Source organism: Desulfovibrio sp. UIB00, assembly GCF_022508225.1.
Lineage (GTDB): Bacteria > Desulfobacterota > Desulfovibrionia > Desulfovibrionales > Desulfovibrionaceae > Desulfovibrio.
This window is the reverse complement of sequence record NZ_JAETXJ010000013.1, coordinates 1-19,113: the sequence shown is the minus strand read 5'-3', so window position 1 is coordinate 19,113 and position 19,113 is coordinate 1. Positions and strand designations below refer to the sequence as shown.

10 protein-coding genes and 2 pseudogenes are annotated in these 19,113 nt (G+C 54.5%); 11 read left to right on the top strand and 1 reads right to left on the bottom strand.

Going from position 1 to position 19,113, the window contains the following annotated elements:
- Positions 1-27 precede the first annotated feature (27 nt).
- From JMF94_RS14440 to JMF94_RS14400, 9 genes and pseudogenes are all read left to right on the top strand, one after another.
- Positions 28-8,733, top strand: coding sequence for a non-ribosomal peptide synthetase (locus JMF94_RS14440; RefSeq protein WP_240825957.1), 8,706 nt, complete (start codon positions 28-30; stop codon positions 8,731-8,733).
- On the top strand, positions 8,726-9,487 hold the full coding sequence (locus JMF94_RS14435) for an alpha/beta fold hydrolase (RefSeq protein ID WP_240825955.1): 762 nt from the start codon (positions 8,726-8,728) through the stop codon (positions 9,485-9,487). The genes JMF94_RS14440 and JMF94_RS14435 overlap by 8 nt, the downstream gene beginning before the upstream one ends.
- Complete coding sequence (gene ccrA / locus JMF94_RS14430) at positions 9,484-10,809, top strand: crotonyl-CoA carboxylase/reductase (protein WP_240825953.1); 1,326 nt, start codon at positions 9,484-9,486, stop codon at positions 10,807-10,809. The genes JMF94_RS14435 and ccrA overlap by 4 nt, the downstream gene beginning before the upstream one ends.
- Positions 10,806-12,602, top strand: a complete 1,797-nt coding sequence (locus JMF94_RS14425) for an ABC transporter ATP-binding protein (protein WP_240825951.1) — start codon at positions 10,806-10,808, stop codon at positions 12,600-12,602. Before ccrA ends, JMF94_RS14425 begins: the two co-directional genes overlap by 4 nt.
- Positions 12,599-14,314, top strand: coding sequence for an ABC transporter ATP-binding protein (locus JMF94_RS14420; protein ID WP_240825950.1), 1,716 nt, complete (start codon positions 12,599-12,601; stop codon positions 14,312-14,314). Before JMF94_RS14425 ends, JMF94_RS14420 begins: the two co-directional genes overlap by 4 nt.
- A 112-nt stretch (positions 14,315-14,426) precedes the next feature.
- Positions 14,427-15,167, top strand: a complete 741-nt coding sequence (locus JMF94_RS14415) for a class I SAM-dependent methyltransferase (protein WP_240825949.1) — start codon at positions 14,427-14,429, stop codon at positions 15,165-15,167.
- 327 nt (positions 15,168-15,494) lie between these two features.
- Entirely contained in the window at positions 15,495-15,812 is a 318-nt protein-coding gene (locus JMF94_RS14410; protein WP_240825948.1) for an isochorismate lyase, read from the top strand.
- Positions 15,809-17,275 carry an isochorismate synthase gene (locus JMF94_RS14405; RefSeq protein ID WP_240825947.1) on the top strand — a complete coding sequence of 489 codons (1,467 nt, stop codon included), beginning with the start codon at positions 15,809-15,811 and terminating at the stop codon, positions 17,273-17,275. Before JMF94_RS14410 ends, JMF94_RS14405 begins: the two co-directional genes overlap by 4 nt.
- Before the next feature lie 171 nt (positions 17,276-17,446).
- Positions 17,447-17,717: pseudogene (locus JMF94_RS14400) on the top strand (IS1595 family transposase); the annotation flags it as partial.
- A gap of 29 nt (positions 17,718-17,746) precedes the next feature.
- Here JMF94_RS14400 and JMF94_RS14395 read toward each other — a convergent pair.
- Positions 17,747-18,337 carry a hypothetical protein gene (locus JMF94_RS14395; RefSeq protein ID WP_240825946.1) on the bottom strand — a complete coding sequence of 197 codons (591 nt, stop codon included), beginning with the start codon at positions 18,335-18,337 and terminating at the stop codon, positions 17,747-17,749.
- Positions 18,338-18,488: 151 nt separating this feature from the next.
- On the opposite strand from JMF94_RS14395, the pseudogene JMF94_RS14390 reads away from it, so the two are divergent.
- Together JMF94_RS14390 and JMF94_RS14385 are read left to right on the top strand one after the other, a co-directional pair.
- Positions 18,489-18,781 (top strand): annotated as a pseudogene (locus tag JMF94_RS14390) (transposase); the annotation flags it as partial.
- Between the two features lie 119 nt (positions 18,782-18,900).
- On the top strand, positions 18,901-19,113 hold a 213-nt coding region (locus tag JMF94_RS14385; protein ID WP_240825945.1), incomplete at its 3' end, for an IS3 family transposase.

Sequence of the window (19,113 nt, the reverse complement as noted above, 5' to 3'; positions counted from 1 at the left end):
TTTCGCCAAAGAAATTGGAGAAGACGGATGACCAAGTGGAATGAAGACAGGCCTGATGCCGTTGCAGTTATCGGAGCAGCGGCGCGTTTCCCGGGGGCTGTATCGCTCGATGCTTTTTGGGATGCCGTGCGGACTGGTCGTAATTGTACCACAGATACCGCAATTGAGGATTTGAGGGCCGGAGGCGTTCCCGATGCCGACCTCGGTGTGGATGGCTACATTACAGCCATGGGCCGTCTTGATGATGTAATGGCCTTTGATGCCGGTTTTTTTGGTATAAGCGCTCACGAGACGGAGTTGATAGACCCGCAGCAGCGCAAGTTTCTCGAATGCGCATACGAGGCTCTGGAAAGTGCGGGTTATGCGCCGGGCGTCACCGAAAACCGTGTGGGGGTCTACGCTTCTGCCAGTCACAGCAGTTATCTGCCTTCGGCTATCCTTGGCGCGGGAACCGCCCGCGTGACGGAAGCATTGCAAATGGCCATTGGCAATGACAGGGATTACCTTGCCACGCGTATTTCCAATCTTCTTGATCTCACCGGCCCCAGCCTTACTGTGCAGACGGCCTGCTCCTCGTCGCTTACCGCCATACACCTGGCCTGCCAGAGCCTGCTTGCGGGCGAATGCGATATGGCGCTGGCTGGTGGGGTGTCCATAACCTTGCCCCAGATGGACGGATACCGACACAGGGAAGGGCTTATTCTTTCGCGCAGCGGCGTATGCCGTCCTTTTGACGCGCAGGCAGATGGAACCGTCAACGGCAACGGCGTAGGGGTCGTCCTGCTTAAGCCGCTTGATGCGGCGCTCAGGGATGGGGATGCCATCCATGCCATTGTGCGCGGAACCGCCGTCAACAATGACGGAGCCAGCAAGGTGGGCTATACGGCTCCGTCTGTTCATGGCGAGGCTGCGGCTGTAGCCGAAGCTCTTGGGGTAAGTTGCGTTTTGTCAGAGAAAATAGAATTCATTTCCACTCACGGCACCGCAACGGCAATAGGAGATCCCATTGAGATAGAGGCCCTTACGCGCGCCCTTGAAACCTCCAAAAGGGAATACTGCACACTTGGCGCTATAAAGGCCAATATTGGACATCTTGATGCAGCGGCAGGCATAGCGGGTTTCATGGTGGCCATGCTGGCTCTTGAAAAGGCGGAGTTGCCGCCGATTGCCAATTTTTGCTCGCCCAATCCTGCCTTGCGGTTGAACGAAACCCCCTTTGTTATCAGAAAAACCGCAACCCGCTGGACGAATGCCACACGCTACGCCATGGCCAATGCGTTTGGTTTTGGCGGGACCAACGTTTCCATCGTGCTTGAATCTGCGCCAGAAGTGGCTGAACCCAATAAATATGACGATGATGGGCCGTTTATACTGCCGCTTTCAGCCCACACCCAAAGCGCGCTGGATGCGCTGGTGGATATATGGCGGCAGTACGCCGCTCAGTGCCCTCACCTGTCGCACGCCTGCTGGACAGCAGCCTGCCGCCGCAGCCACCGGGCCTACCGTATGACTTTTGTGGGTAAATCCCGCGCGGAGCTTGTGGCCGCGCTTGCAGCGTATCCGCAAAAAAATGTCCTTGTGCAGAATGCGCAGGAAAACACCGCTATCGAGGCTGTAATGCCTGCCGCAACGCTGCTTCAAAGTCTTTGCCACAAGTTTGGCAATGCGCGTGAGACCATTGGACAGTATGCTGCCGAGGCCGCAATGGATCTGGAAACTGCTCTTGGGCAGCAGAAATTTTGCGCCGATGCGCTGGATAAATTTTGTCAGGCCATTGGAGTCGAACCATTGGCATTGCGACTCACAGGTGCACCCGATGCGGGTGCACCTCTGCTGCAATTTTTGCAGCATGTTGCCAGCGCCTATGCTTCTGGCAAACAGATAGGCTGGGATCACCTGCTTGACGGACGGCTTACGCGTATTCCACTCACGCCCTTTTGTCGGGCGACTTACTGCCATGCGCTTGCGCAGCGGCGGGAACATGTTCCGCATGACCCGGTAGAAGCCGCGCAGGCGGCAGCAGCGCGCATGGCTGTAACAGCGGGGCATGTTCTTGAACCACATATGTTGGTGGAACGCGAGGCTCTGCTGGAGAATCTGTGCGCGGGCGCAGTGGCACGGGCCTTTGCCAGGCTGGGATTCCCCAGCAGGGCAACGGTTGCCCAAGCGCTTGAAGCCATGCGTATTCCCCCCCAGTTCTCGCAGCTTGTAGAAAGGCTGCTTCTGGCCCTGCACGAAAAAGGTCTGCTGCGTCGCGATGGGGATTTTTATCATGATCTTGCGCAAGTATCGGAAGCGGCATTCAGCGAGCTAGAGGCAGAAACGCAACCCGTCTGGGAAGCCTGGGGGGCAATGGAATCCGTAGTTCTTTCCACTGCGGAACGCTTGCCCGATCTGCTGACAGGGCAGCTTGACCTGCGGGAAACATTCATGCCCAGAGGCAACCTGAGCGGAGCGCGCAGGGTGTATTCCGAACTGCCCAATTCCGTATATTTCAACGCTCTTGTGCGGGAGCATGTGCGCGAATGGCTTGAAAAAACGGCATCGGGAGAGGCTGTACGCATTTTTGAAATAGGCGGTGGAACAGCCGCCACAGCCGAACGTATCTTGCCTCTGTTGCCGCCAGACAGATCCACATACATGTTTACCGATGTGTCGCCCGTGTTTCTCAAACAGGCAAAGCAGCGGTTTTCAGAATATGGATTCTTGCGCACCGGTCTGTTCAACATGGAAGAGCAGCCGGAAATTCAGGGATTTGAGACGGGCATCTATGACATCGTCATAGCAGCAAACGTACTGCACGCCGCCAAAGACCTGAGCGTTGCCGTAAGGCATGCAGCCTCACTGCTGCGCCCTGGCGGCATGCTGCTTCTGTATGAGATAACCCGTGCCAATTTTTTGGGTGAGATAACCACGGGGCTTTTGCTGCCTGATATCAAGGATTGCGCTGTCCGTGGCATCCAGCCCATGGCCTCCAATAAAACATGGGAGTCTGTGCTCGCTGCCAGCGGCTTTGGCGATATCCAGATTTTGCCGCATGACGATCAGGCGGAGGCGGCCCTGCCGGACAGGGTGCTTTCGGCCCGGTATCTGACCAATAACGTCAAGGCAGGAGCGGTGCTTCCTGCCGGGTGCACCTATCAGACGGTTTGGGAACCAAGGGATATTACGGGCAATGGTGCCGAGCTGGGCAGAATTCTATTGTTGGCAACCCATGAGGATGCCTCACCGTTTGCGGCAGAGGCCAAAAAACGCGGCCTGGCGCTTACGCTTGTTCCGGCAGAATGCACGGTGGCAGACCTGCGGGAGTGGACAGATGGGCAGGCCCTCTGCACCGTGCTTGACGCAAGAGCCCTGAGCGAAACAACGCACAGCACAAACTGCGCGGAGCAAGAGCGCCTTTGCGGTGGAATGCTCGACCTGCTATCGCTGTTTACCGCCAGAGAACTGGGCGGAACAAAATGGCAATGGGCTACATTGACCAAGGGGGCCGCGCGCACTGTGCTGCATCCTGCCCAGGCCACCTATTGGGGAATGAACCGTGTTGTGTCCATGGGCCATCCGGAACTGGGGCTGCGCCAGTTTGATCTTGCCGATGCGTCAGCCGGAACCATAAGCACTCTTTTTGACCTGCTTGAAAGCGGAGAATCTGAAGATCTCAATGCCATCGATGGGGGGCAGTGGCTGGTGCCAAGGCTTGAGCGCCGGGTTATTGCGGATTTTCCCCCATGCGGCAAAACGCCAGACACCACAGGCTGGCAGGTTATTGTGGGGGGGCTGGGCGGCATAGGAATGGCCTTGGCTAGGGAGCTGGTTTCCCAGGGTTTTCTGCGCATAGCACTGCTCAGCCGTCGCGCTCCCGGCCAGGAAGAACTGCAAGCCATTGCAGAGATAGAGAAAAGCGGCGCACAGGGTGCAAGTCTTATTTGTGTTCAGGCCGACGTAACGGACTACTCCGCGCTTGAACTGGCAGCTGCCCATCTGGAATCACAGGCCGCAATACGCGCAGTATACCATTGCGCCGTGGTCAAGCGCGTCAGCGGTGCGGATGAACGCGACCCCTGGCCCGCCTTCTGGCAGATTATGGCTCCAAAGGTTCTTGGGGCATGGAATCTCCACCGCCTTTCCGAGGAGCGCAAGCTGACGCTGGACAGGATGGTGTTCTTTTCCTCCTCGGTCAGCATTGCTCCGCCGTACAGCTTACCCCATTACGTTGCCGCCAATACCTATCTGGACGCACTTGCCCTCTGGCGGCGCAATCAGGGCTTGCCCGCGCTTTCCATCAGTTGGGGGGCGTGGAAGGACATCGGCACGGTTTCCGATCCTGCCCAGACCGACCACCTGCGCAACGGCGGGCTATACGGTTTTTCACCCGCTGAAGGTATGGCCCTGCTGAACGCTGTTCTTGGCAGAGATACGGCGCATCTGGGGGTGATGAAGGTCGATTGGTCACGTCTGCTCAGGCAGTACGGGGAGCGCGTTCCTGCCTATTTTTCCCGATTTTGCAGCAGGGGTGCGGCGCAATCGGTCATGCCCTCCGAACATGGCGTCAATACGACCAACCCTGTTGCGGAGCGGTCACACATCCTTTCATCTCTGCGAAGCGCCAGCGGAGAAAACGAACGGCGCTCCATGCTGGAAGCGTGGCTTAAAGAACGTTTTGCCGCACTGCTGAAGACAGGGGCGGAATCCGTTGACCGCACTGCAAGCCTCTTTGATCTTGGTGTGGACTCCCTGATGTTCATAGAGATGACAGATGGGCTTGAGAAAGACCTGGATATCAAGATTTCGCCAAGCAGCCTGCTTCAGAATTTCACGGTTGAAAACATTGCGGCCAAGTTGCTGCCTGACCTGAAACTGGGGAGCAATACCGCAAGTCCGCTTGCAGAGCTGTTTATTCCAGAGCCGCACAAACGGTACGAACCTTTCAGCCTGACGGACGTGCAGCGGGCCTACTGGATTGGCCGCCGTCAGGAAATGGCCTTGGGCAATACCGCCTGCCAGGGATACATCGAATTTGACTGCGAAAATCTTGATGTGGAGCGGCTGCAAAGGGCCTGGCTACGTCTGATAGCCCGGCACGACACCCTGAGAACCGTTATTGGCGAGGACGGCTTGCAGCGCGTGCTTGAACATGCGCCGGATTTCAGTATTGCGGCGCATGACCTGACGGGCCTGACTGACGCTGAGCGGAATGAAGCGCTGGCGGGCATACGCGGCAGGCTTTCGCACAAGGTGCACGATCCCATGCTGTGGCCTCTGTTTGATGTGGAGGTTTCGTTGCTTTCCGGCAGCATGCGGCGTTTGCATGTGCTTATGGACAATGTGGTGATGGATGGCAGGAGCATCAGTATCCTTCTGGCAGAGTGGGCGGCTTTGTACCATAATCCGGATCACCCCCTGCCGCCGGAAGAAATTTCATTCCGTGACTATATTTCCGCGCTTGAACGTTACCGTAAAACAGAAGCCTACCAACAGGCAGAAGCCTACTGGGATGCGGAGGCAAAACTGCTGCCTCCAGCCCCGGAACTGCCGCTGGCAAAACAGCCAGAATGCATAGAAAAACCCAGGTTTGCCAGGCACGACTACCGTATGGCTCCAGACTTGTGGCAAGCTCTCAAAGTTGCCGCAGGGCGGCATGGGGTAACATTTTCTTCTGTGCTGCTTACGGCCTATGCTGATGTTCTGGGCCTTTGGAGCCGGTCTTCCAGTTTGACGGTCAACGCCCCTGTCTTCACCCGTCTGCCGTTCCACCGCGCTGTAAACAATGTGCTTGGCGAGTTTACATCAAGTATACTGGTGCGTTGCGAAACAGGCCGGGGTATGCCCTTTGCCGACAAAGTCAAGGCTGTGCAGCAGCGTGTTTTTGACGGGCTGAAATATTGCCAGGTCAGCGGCGTTGAGGTCATGCGCCGTAAAATACGTGACGGAGCTTCCTCACGGTCAGTGCGGATGCCTGTTGTTTTTACCAGCACCTTTGGCCTCGCAAAAAAGGCGGATACAGGTTTTGCATCGTCCATCGAGGGATTTTCTTCTCTCGGGCGGGAAGTTTTTAATATCAGCCAAACACCACAGGTCTGGATAGACAACCATGTGCATGACCGTGATGGAACGCTGAGCATTTACTGGGATGTGGTGGAAGAACTGTTCCCGGCTGGAATGATAGCCAGCATGTTTGCGGCCTATTGCGGTACGCTTGAACGACTGGCCAAAGACGATGCTGCCTGGATGGCCGATGTTCCCGCAGAGTTCGAGGTGAAGGTTGAGCAGCCTTTGCCGCTGAAGGAAAAAGCGCAATTGCTGCATGCCGGATTTGTTCGCAATGCCGCTCAATATCCTAACCGCACGGCTGTTGTTGATGCAGACAGGGTGATGACCTACGGCGAACTTTTCAGGGAAGCAGTCACGCTGGCGGGGAGGATTGCCGCCCTGATTACTCCAAATAGTCACGAAATTCCTCTCGTGGCCGTGGCCTTGCCAAGAGGGCATCAGCAGGCAGTGGCGGTGCTGGCCGTGCTTTTTGCCGGTGCGGCCTATGTTCCCATTGACCCCGATTGGCCGTTGCCGCGCCGTAAGGCCGTGCTTGACGAAGCAAGGCCCGCTTGCGTCGTGTCCTTGATGGGCGAGGATGAGGCAAACTGGAATAGCCTGCCCCTTTGCCCCGTTCTTGATCTCGTTGCGGAAAATTGCGGCCAACCCATGGCGCTGGATGCGCTGTTGCGCACGGATCCCGGCTCGCTGGCATACGTCATATTTACATCGGGCACCACGGGAGTGCCCAAGGGCGTCATGATGAGCCATGCTGCCGCCATGGTGACCATTGATGAAATCAACAGGCGGTTTTGCGTCACGGAGCGCGACCGGGTGCTTGCCCTGTCGGCACTGACCTTTGACCTCTCCGTGTACGATTTCTTTGGTATATGGGCTGCTGGCGGGGGAGTTGTCATGCTCCGTGAATCCACCATCCGCCGTCCGGATGTATGGCGGGCGCTCATGGAACAGCACGGTGTCACTGTATGGAATTCCGTACCCATGTTCTGGCAGATGCTGCTTGAATCTGGCGAAATACCCCAAACACCACCGAGATTGGCCTTTTTGAGCGGCGACAACATCCCTGTGAGCCTGCCTGCCGAAAGCGCGAAGCAGTTTCCGACAACGCATATGGTGAGCCTGGGAGGAGCCACAGAGGCTGGCATCTGGTCAATCTGCCACGAAATGGCTCCAGACGATCCGCAGCCGGGCTGGCAGAGCATCCCATACGGCAAGGCCCTTGCCGGGCAGAGTTTTCAGGTGCGGCATGAGGATATGCGTATATGCCCGGAACATGTGGCTGGGGAACTGTATATCGGCGGCGCAGCGCTGGCCCTTGGGTATCTGCATAATCCGGAGCTCACAGCCGCGCGGTTCGTCCATTCGCCGTCAGGCGGAGAGCGGCTCTATAAAACAGGCGATATGGGCGTCAGGCATGCCGATGGAGCTATCGAGTTTCTTGGCCGTCTGGACACGCAGGTTAAAGTGGGCGGATTCCGCATAGAACTTGGCGATGTGGAGGCCGCTCTGGCCACCCTGCCGGATGTGGCGCTCTGCGCGGCTGTGCTGGCAGGGGCAGGGCAACTGGCAGCTTTTGTGGTTCCAGCCAATACGTCCAGCGCACCAACTGCGGAGGTTCTGCAAAAGGCGCTTGGGGAAACACTTCCCCGGTACATGGTGCCCGCGCTTATCAGGGTTGTTGATCGAATGCCCCTCACCTCCAATGGAAAAATAGACCGGCGCGCGCTTGCTGAACTCGCCGGGCAGGCGGTTGCCCGTGCGCAGGGCGCCGTACCTTATTCAACTTCCTCGTATTCTTCTTCCGAGGCAATGCTCTGCGATGTCTGGCGAGAGGTGCTGGGCGTGCCAGTTGCCCCTGCGGACAATGTTTTTGCCCTGGGCGCGGATTCTCTTGGCGCGGTAAGAGCCGAGGCGCTCGTCAAAAAAAGGTACGGTCTGAAACTGCCTTTGCAGACAGTGTTTGATCACCCCGTGGTGAACGAAATGGCCAATTGTCTGGACGAGCGTTTGTTGCCGGATGTGGGCACTCTGCGCTCGTCAGCATCTTCAGAAGTGCTGTTCTGCCTCGGCGATGCGGTGACGGATGGAAGCAGTTTCCATGATCTTGCACGCTACTGGCCTCTGGGAAGCGTGAAAACAGTATCCGTGATGCCCATGAAAAGTGACACCCTTGAAACAGCTGTTGCGCGGTTGTGCCGCCATATCTCACTTGCACAACCGCAAGGCCCGCTCCGGGTGGCGGGGTATTGCGCAGGGGGCCTGCTTGCCTGGCTGGTGGCGGAACACCTGCAGGAAATGGGGCGCGTGGTGGACAGGCTTGTTTTGATTGACTGCATGCCCCTTCCGCCCGGCATCCACAACAATACTTCAATGTTGGAAGGAATTGTGCTGGGTATGGCCGGACATTCCTCGCCTGAACTGCTGGAAAACCTTGGCGGCCTGTGCGCCTTGCTTGAGGGCGCGGAGTATAAAAAAACCGCCGTGCCCAGCGCCTTTGTGGAAAGTCAGGAAATAGTGGGGCAGGGGCAGGGTTTTGAGTTCTGGCGTAACAGGGCAGGCCTGCTCCACAAAATTCCCTCACCCGGAACACACGCCGACTGCCTGAAGCGCAAACAGCTTCTGGTGTGGCTTGGAGAATTTGTCGACTGGTTTGAAACAGCGGGGGAGGCGCAGCATGTCTGAGTTGAGCCCCTGGCTTATCTTTGATCGTTTGCCGGACCCGGATGACCTGATTCTTTTCTGCCTGCACTTTGCAGGAGGGCAGGCGGCTGTTTTTCGGCAGTGGCAGGAAAATGCGCCGCAGGGCACAGCCATTTGCCGGGTGCAGCTGCCCGGGCACGGCACGCGCATGAATGAGCCGCTCCTGTCGGACATGGAATCGGTACTGGATGGGCTGCTGCATGCGTCCAGCCCCTGGCTGGGTCAGCGATTTGCGTTTTTCGGGCATTCCATGGGCGGCACCATTGCCGCTGAATGGGCCATTCGGCTTCAGGAGGAAAACATGCCTTTGCCGCAGTGCCTTTTTATCAGCGCCTCGGAACCTGCGCACAAGCACTGGTGGCCTCCGTGCAGCGATTTGCCAACAGATGCGTTCAGATCGTTCATTTTCAGCAATGGGGGCATCCCGCGCGAAGTCATGGAGCATGAGGAACTGATGGAAATATTCGAGCCCATTCTTCGTGCGGACTACGCCCTGCTTGAAAGCTGGGCTCCAAAACCAGTGCGTTCCATCCATGTTCCCATTGTGGCCTTTGCCGGTATGGATGACACCGTGGTTCCACAACCGGTGGTGCGCGAGTGGAAGCGCTTTGCGGCTTCTGCATGGGAACTGCGGCATATACCGGGCGGACATTTTTTTATTCAGACACATGCGGAGCTGGTGATGTCCAGCACTTTTGACTGCCTGACAAAATTGAATGAAGGAGCGCTGGAATGAGTAGCTTGCAGGCTGAAACGCAATCTGTTTACCGCCATGAAGCGCCCGCAACAATGCGCGCTGTGGTGCTCTACAAGGCGGAAGATGAAAAATTAATGTCCATTGCGGATGAGGATGAAAGGCTGAGAGCCGCAATCCATGTTGAACTTGACGTTCCTGTTCCCAAGCCCGGTCCGGGCGAGGTGCTGGTCAAGGTTATGGCTGGCGCAATGAACTACAATACTCTTTGGGCGCTGCGCAGACACCCTGTCAGCACGTTTGACCGGCTGGGAAGATTCGCCAAGCTTGATCCTGATGCCGTGCGCCACAACCTAGATTACCAAATCATGGGCAGCGATGGGGCTGGTGTTGTTGTCAGCGTTGGCGATGGCGTAAAAAACTGCCAGCCCGGCGATAATATCGTGGTTTTTCCTGTGGTTTTTGATCACCAATCCCCACAGGCCATTGAGGATTACCTGTACGATGAAAAGAGCCGCATTTGGGGCTATGAAACCAATTTTGGCGCTTTTGCGGACTATTGCCTCATACGCGCCACGCAGGTGCTTCCCAAACCCAAACATCTTTCATGGGCAGAAGCCGCAGTGCTGACCGGAGGGAACTCCACCGTGTACCGTATGCTGGTTTCTCCCAACGGCGCCCAGATCAAGATTGGCGAAAGCGTTCTTGTTTGGGGGGCCAGCGGCGGCATAGGCAGCATGGCGGTACAGTATGCGCTGCGGGCTGGCGCAACGCCCATCGGCATTGTCTCAACGGAGGAGAAGGCCGAACTTGTGCGCGCTCTCGGCTGCACGGCGGTGATTGTGCGGCCCAATGCGGAAAACAACTTTGTGAACGCTGACGGTACCCCAAACATGCGCAGGCTGGTTCGCTTTCGCCGGGATGTTTTGCAGGCAAACCAGGGGAGGGCGCCAGATGTGGTTTTTGAACATCCCGGGCGCGCAACCTTTTACGCCAGCGTTCTGGTGGCGGCTAACCGGGGGCGCATTGTGACCTGCGGGTCAACAACGGGTTACGAGCATCTTTACGATAACAGATACCTGTGGATGTATGGCAAACGTATCATTGGTTCGCACTGCGCTTCCTGGAATGAGGCCGCGCGGGCAAACGACCTGATCTGCCGGGGCGTGATTATGCCAGAACTGAGCAGCGCCTTTCCGCTGGAACGCTTTAATGATGCCGTTGCAATGCTGAACAGCGACCATGTGGGAAAAATAGCAATCCTGTGCAACGCCAGCAGCGCTGATGAAGGCATTGAAGATATGGTTCTTCGTAATGAAATCGGTGAGCGGCAGTTCAGAATTTTCCGCAAAAAGGATGCATGATGGAACAGGTTAAGGAAACAGGGAAAAGCCCACTCTATGTATACTGGCAGGCTGCGCTGCCAGACAGGGGCAAGCTGCTGCTTACCCTGCTGCTTGCCTGCCTGGCTGCGGCGCTTGAAATTGTGCCCTTTGTGCTCATTTGGGTCATTGCCAGGGAGGCATTTGAAAACACCGCCGGAACAGACAGGGCGCTCTGGCTGACCGGGGGAATCCTGGGCGCAATACTGTTGCGCTTTGCCATACAGGGGGCCGTAACCATTCTTGGGCATCTGGCAGGATTTCGTTCAGAATGCCGGCTGCGTTGCCGCCTGATAGACCACATGAAAACCGTCATGCCCGCTGCCGTTGAAGGAAAAAGCGCTCAGCTGAGCCGTGCCGCCATGGATGAAGTGGGTCGCCTCAACGGTATCTTGGCCCACACCATTCCAGATGCCATTGCTGGCGTGTTCATGTTCCTGATATGCGCCGTGCTGCTGCTCTGGGCAGACTGGCGGCTTGCCATGGTTTCGTGCAGCATGCTGGCCTTGGGCGCATGGGCGCAGGTGCGCATCGCCAAGGCTTCTCCCGAGATGTTTGTGCGCTGGGTGCAGGCAGACGGGCGGGCATCGTCGGCGCTTCTATTTTATGTCAGGGGGCTTGCCACATTGCGGGCCTTTAACCGGCAGGCAAGCTCTCTCAATGAAGTGACCGACAGCATCTTTGCCATCGGCAAGCTGGCGGGCGAGGTAACTCGCGCCTGCGCCGTGCCGTATTCGCTGTTTGGCCTTGCCATGACGTCACCCTTGCTCGTTGTTCTGCCATGCGCGCTGCTGCTCCACGAATACGGCTCGCTTGGCACGGCTGACCTTGTTTTTGCAACGGCCATCAGCGGAATTATGCTGCTTCCGCTTACCAAGGTGGTCATGAGCCTTACCGCACTTCGCCTTTTGCAGGCCGCAGCCGCCCACATACGGGATATGATGGCGCTGCCGGCCTTTGCCGACCCCCCCGCGTATAAACCTGTGACTGGTGCAGAAGTTGTTTTTGAAAATGTGTCCTACAGCGTTGCGTCTGGTTCTGGAGAGGAGGTTTCCATACTCCGGAACATCAGCTTCACCCTGCCGCAAGGCCGCATTACAACCGTTACTGGTCCATCCGGGTCAGGAAAAACAACACTGGCCAGACTTCTGGCGCGTCTTGATGATGTTTCACAGGGCCGTATTCTCATTGGTGGGCAGGATATCCGTGATCTCCCAATCCTCCAGTTTCAGAAACTTGTGAGCATTGTTTTTCAGGATGCCTTTTTGTTTCACGGCACGATCCGGGAGAATGTGCTGCTTGCCAAGCCTGACGCAACAGAGAGCGAACTTGCAAATGCCATTGAGGCTGCTGGTTGCGCTGAAATGCTGAAATATATGCCCCTGGGGCTGGACACGCCAGTGGGGGATAAAGGGCTGGGGCTTTCAGGCGGTGAACAGCAGCGCATCGCCATTGCCCGGGCATTTCTGAAAAATGCGCCCATCCTGATTTTGGATGAAGCGACCGCCCATCTTGATCCTCTTGCCGCAAAGGATATTACGCGCAGTCTGAAGCGCCTGATGACTGACAAAACCGTTTTTGCCATTTCCCACCGTCTTAACGAGATAGAGAACGCCCATGCCACACTTGTTGTTGTGAACGGCTCCCTTGAAAAACAGGGAACGCATGGAGAGTTGCTGACCTCTTCGGCGGTATATCAGAATCTTTGGCAGTTGCAGACGCGTTCAAGCGCATGGAGGCTCGGCATGGAACGAGCCAGGGGAGAGGTGGCATGATTCGGGAATATCTGGGTTTTGATCTGACAGAGCATCGAGATGATAAAATGATGCAGGGCATTGTTTTTGGCGCTCTGGGGGCCTGCGCCGAAGCATTGCCCTGGTTTTTGGCAGCGTTTGCCTTGCCATACGTGCTGGAAGGGGGAAACACGCTTGCTGCTGTGGTAGCCGTTGCGGCACTGGGGATTGTGGGTTTTCTGCTGGGACTCATGGCAAAGGTTAAGGCTTTGTGCGCCAATTTTGACGCAACATACGCGATGGTTTCGCATGCCAGAATCGGCCTGGCCAACCATCTTGCAAAATTGCCATTGGGCCGGGTGCTGTTGCAAAGGGACGGGGCCTGGGCCGAACTGATAACCGCACAGTTCAGCATGTATCAAGACATAGTAACCTTGGTTTGGGGCTGCGTGGTGGCCGGAACAGCCTTTCCCGTACTGCTGTGGTTGCTGCTGCTCTGGCTCAACTGGGCCTGTGCGGCGGTGCTGTTGCTGGCGCTGCCTTGCGCCATGCTGAGTGTGCCCCTGGCGTATCGATTGCTGGACAGGGCCGCAGCCAAGGTAGCCCAAGCGCGGCAGGATGCCTCCGTAAACGTGCTTGAGGTCATTACAGGAGCCAGGGATCTGCGTTTTTTCGATCCTCTGGAGCAACGTGCCGAAACTGCACTGCAATCCCTGCGCGACTACCGCGACCAGTCCATGAAAACAGAAGTGGCGCCTGCCCCTGCATTACTGCTGTTTAGCTTGGTCATCTTTATCGGAGCCGCAGTGTCTATTGGTGTTGCAAGTCTGCAATTTGCCGCGCAGGGGGGCAGCCCGGCATCATTTTTTGTGGTGATTTTGCTGACGCTGCGCCTGGCCATGGCAATCAATGAATTTGGTCCATATCTGGCGGAAATGCGTTTTGTTGGCACAATCATTCAACGTATCCGGGATGTTATGGATGAACCGATCATGCCGCAAACGCGCCAGGGACAACAGCCGCAGGATGGCGGCATTGACGTGTCGCACGTGACATTCAGCTATGGTGGTGCGGATGTCATTCATAATGCTTCGCTTCAGGTAGGCAATGGTAAAATGGCCGCCCTGGTGGGGCCATCCGGGTCTGGAAAAAGTACCCTCGCAGCGCTGACGGCCCGTTTGTGGGACGTCAAAGGTGGGGCAATTCGCATCGGCAATGTGGATTTGCGGGATATGGACGAACGCACCCTACAGGAAACAGTGAGCATGGTGTTGCAGGATGTGGTTCTGTTCCCCATGACTGTTGCGGATAATATCCGTCTTGGGCGTCCTGACGCTTCAATGGACAAGGTGATTGAGGTCGCCAAGGCTGCCTGCATCCACGAGCGTGTGCTGCAACTGCCTCTCGGGTATGAGACTCTACTTGAAAACGGAGATGTAGCGCTTTCAGGCGGAGAACGTCAGCGGTTAGCCATTGCCAGGGCCATTCTGAAAGATGCTCCTGTTCTTATTCTGGATGAAGCAACGGCAAGTCTTGATCTGGAAAATGAAACAGCAGTGCAGCAAGCCCTCGCCAATCTTTGCCGGGAGAAGACCACACTTGTGATTGCACACCGCCTTTGGACCATTCAGGATGCAGACTGCATTTTTGTGATGGACAAAGGTGCCATAGTTGAGCGCGGAACCCATGTTGAACTGATGAACGCACTGGGATTGTACGCAAAAATGTGGGAAGTGCAGAATAAAGGAGGGTAGTTCTTTGCGCAGAATATGTTTTTGCGTTTTTCATATTGATCGTTCCGGAATATTTGTTTCTGCGTCGTACTCCTGTAGTGGCAATTGCTTCTAATCATTTAAAGGAGACAACATGGAAAACAAGGAAATGTACGCTGACGCCGGGGAATTTTATGACGTGATGGCAGGCAATCTGTGGCAGCGCCGCAAGGGCTTTCTGAAAGCGCTTTCTGGTCTTGCGGATGTGGAAGGGGCTGTTCTGGATATCGGTTCTGGCACCGGGCATGGTCTTGTTGCCGTGGGCCGCGTGCTGCCCGATGTGGAAATGTTTGCCATAGAACCTTCCCCGACTATGCGTGCCGTGCTTGTATCGCGGATCATGCAGACAGAAGGCCTGCAAAAGCGAACTACCGTGATTCCATCAACCTTTGAAGACGCTGATCTGCCCGAAAAAGTCCGGGCCGTGCTGTTTCTTGCCTGCATCGGTCTTATGGACGATGCGGCCCGGCGTAAATTCTGGGGCAGGCTTGCTAAACATATGTCGCCCGGCGGTTTGGTGCTTTTTGACGTGATGATGATTGATAAACCTCAGCCTGTTGAAAAGATTCATGTGGCGGAAGTGCCCATGGGACGCAATGTTTACCATGCCTGGGCTGAAGGTGTCCCGCTGGATGAGCAGCGTGAAAAATGGGTGTCCACATATCAGATTGTCCGTGACGGCAAAGTAATTCTGGAAAGCCATGCTGAGTATACATGGCAGACTGTAAGCCTTGAGGATGTTGCGCGGGAGGCGGCCCCCCATGGCTTTGAATTTGAACCTGTAAATGACGATACGCTTATTCCCTCGGGTATATTGCGCAAGCTGCCAGCATAATCTGTTCTGCTCCGGCACCGGGAATATGCGAGTCTTATTGCACCTTCGTCATTGCCATCGGCATGGATTTTTACTGCTCTGTGGTGCGATGCACGGCACGAAGGACAGTGTCGGCTGGAATAGCAGGTCTTTTGGCTGGCATGTCGCATGATGTGCCAGCCAAAAGATTGCATCACGCGGATTGTCTTTCTTGGCAGTGGCGTGGAATGGAGGGAACAAGTTTTGGGTTGCACCGGTGGATTTTTTGTTCTGCGGTGGCGTAGTAATATCTAATGAATTGAAAATTCATTTTCATTTTTAATCAGAGTAAATTCGAGAGGTGACATCATGAAAAAGCCGGGCGAATGCTCAAGCCTTGAAGATATCCGTTTTGAAATAGATCTGCTGGATAAAGAAATGGTCAACCTGCTTGGTCGCCGCCTGAAGTATGTCCTAGCTGCTGCTGCCTTCAAAAAGGGTGAGGAGGACATCCCCGCGCCAGATCGGGTAAGAAGCATGCTGGCGCAAAGGCGGGCATGGGCCAGGGATTGCGGGCTTGCGGAAGACTTTGTTGAAAAGTTGTTTATTCATATTACCGACTGGTACATTGCCACGCAGATCGGGCATTGGCGGCAAACTTACATGCCGGGCAGGGCGGGTGAATGATGTTTGACGTTATCCGCCATTCCCTGCTTTTCGCAATGGACACCGCCAGCAAGAAAGCATCCGCAGAAGGACGGTCAGTGCTTGCAGTTGCAAGTACACCGGTGCCTCATGCGGATTTGCTTTCTATATTTGCCCGCTATTCTCGCCAGGATGATGTAAGCTTGTGGCTTGGGCTTGCGGGCAGATCCATACTCGGCGTGGGGAGCGCCATGGAGTGTTTGGGACTGAACAGCAGCAGATTTTCCACGGTTTCTTCTGAATGGCATGCAGCCATTGATGGGGCTGTTGTGATAGGCGGTATCGCGCCATTTGCGCTGGGTGGTTTTCGGTTTGACCCTGACTGCAACATTTCGCCAATGTGGAAAAATTTTAAGGATGGGGCACTGTCGATACCTCGTCTGGCAGTTTTGCATCTGGAAGACGGCGGTTGCCATGTGGTCGCTGCGGATTACGTTCCTCCCCATGCTGATCTGGTCGGCAGGTTTGAGCGCATTGTTTCTTTATGGAAAAACAGGGATTCAATCGCTGGGTCTGCTCCTTTAGCACAGCCAGTGTTGCTTGAGTCAGAAAAAGAGAAACACCGTTGGCATACTCTGGTGCATGCTGCCCTGCGCGATATTTCGCAGGGCAAGACCAGAAAGATTGTTGCCGCGCGTATGCTGCGGGTCAAAGCCGACGTGCCATTTACTGTGCCTGCCATTGTGCAGCGTTTGAAGGTGGACAATCCCAAAGCTGCGCTTTTCGCTTTTGGGCGAAAGGGGGTTTATTTTATCGGCGCTACTCCGGAGGTTCTCCTTGCCGCAAATGCTGGAGTTTTTCGCACAATGGCGCTGGCTGGCAGCGCTCCGCGAAGTGGAGACCCTGCTCTGGATGCAGCATTTGGACAAGGGTTGTTGGCCTCTGAAAAGGAACGGCAGGAGCATGATTTTGTAGTGCAGGCCGTATCGCAGGCGCTCAGATCGCGCTGCAGATGCATTGCTATGGATGCCTCGCCCTCGCTGCACAAACTGAAAAGTGTGCAGCATCTAGTAACCCATTTTGAGGGTGAGATTATGCATCCATACAATATTCTTGATATTATTGAACATCTGCATCCCACTCCCGCTGTGGGTGGGGTACCATGCAATAGTGCGCTGGAATTCTTGCGTACCCATGAAGGTTTTGACCGAGGATGGTACGCAGGGCCTGTGGGCTGGCTTGATGCGCTTGGAAATGGGGAGTTTATGGTTTCGCTGCGGTCTGGCATCATCGATGGACGAAGCGCTGCCCTTTTTGCAGGTTGCGGTCTGGTGGCTGGTTCTGATCCTGAAAAAGAATATCGGGAAACGCAGCTAAAATTTTCCACCATGCTGGACGGGGTATGCCCAGAGTGGAAAAAAATAAGCCAATGCGCGATGAAAATCGAGGATTCTTTCCGGGGAGAGAAAAAGAGGATTGTATCGATTGTTGCGAGCTGCACATAAGATGATAGCCTCTACAGGCTCTACAGCAAAGACGGGGGCAAAGCGTCCCTGAGAAAGAAGAGCAAGTCACAATCGCTTGAACTGAACAGAAATCAGAAAAGAAGAAAGCCCGCGAAGCTATCAGCTTAACGGGCTTCTTGTATATAGACCACAAGATAGTGGTCTACATCTTGGCGCGGCTATGATGGCCTGGTCGATTTGGGGTATCAGAAGCACTTCAGAGTGCAACATGGCAATAATAAATTTGCCATAAACACTCACATATTAATGGCATTGAAAGCTTCTGGGCCTTCGCCAAGACGCGCCTTGTGCGCTTTAGGGGGGGGTAGCAAAACACACTCTTTACTTTCATTTGAAAGAATGCGAATCCCGGTTTAATCACAGAAATGAGGATATCTATAAACTCGTCCTTAAAATGCACAGGAAAAAACCTCTCAGCTAGGTATGACCCTAATTTTTTTATCCCATCATTTATTTCTGACGATTCTGGGAAATTTCTTTAACTTCACGCCATCGCTTTAGCGCTCCAGAAGATAATTCAAATAGTCCTCGAAAACTCATGCAGTAAATCAACAACTCAGAAAACATACCAATCGCAATCAAAAAAAATAGACCGATATATGGTTTGAAATTAAGATCACAAACAAATCCAAAAAGTATAGGAAATGATGTCATCACGGCGATGAGCAGCATAAATATTATTGCTTGAGGCTTTGTATATCCATAATATGGTTTTTCTCTGAATATATCCCAATCACTTTCCCATTTTGATTTATTCATCACACATAAATATGTTGTACAGATCCTATGCATCCCTTTAATAAAATGGCATAGTAAGAATAAAAATAATATTAAAACAGATGATAGATATGACAACATATACCGAAAAGCACCAAGCTCACTTCCTGCTACTGGCGCATCGCGAGGTATTTGCATTGTCAACAATACGCCAGAAATTGTTACAGATAATGTTGTTATTAAAAATCTCTGATTAACTAGCTGATTAATTTCAGCATGTATTTTTCGAATATCTTCTGTGGTAACGATAGAATCAATGTCCACACTCACCCCCCATCACTCCTTGTAGCCACCTTTAAAAAAATCTTTTTAATATTATCACACAAATTTTGCATGTGGAAGAGTTATATTGATCGTCCCTCCCCCGAAAAGTATGCAATTGAAAAGTTAGTGTTCCCAACATAGGAGCACAAGAATGAAACGTAGCAGATTCACCGAAGAGCAGATTATTGGGATCTTGCGGCAAGCCGAGGCTGGAGTTCGCGTTGTCGATCTATGCCGTCAGCATGGCATCTCGGATGCGACCTTTTACAAGTGGCGCAGCAAGTTCGGTGGGATGAACATCTCTGACGCCAAGCGGTTGCGCCAGTTGGAGGAAGAGAACGCTCGGCTGAAAAGACTTGTGGGCGAACAAGCACTTGATATCGTCGTCCTGAAGGACGTGATCTCAAAAAACTTTTGAAGCCCGCAGCCAACAGGGAAGCCGTACATCACATTCAGGCTGCGCATGGCTACTCAGAGCGGCGGGCTTTCCGAGTGATTCAGTTTAATCGCTGTTCAGCCAGACGACCACCATCTGAGGACCGTGATCTTCTTTGCGGACTCGGATGCTGGAACTGGCAAATGACAGACGTCGTTTCGGTTCTCCGCGCTTGCATGAATTATTGCGCCGGGAAGAGCTGGTGCAGAACCACAAACGGACAGAAAGAATTTACCAGGAAGAAAACCTTTCGGTGCGTACCCGCAAGAGAGTGAAGCGCCCAAGCCATGCCCGTATTGTCCAGGCTGGCCCTGCTGGCCCGGATGAGCAATGGGCGATG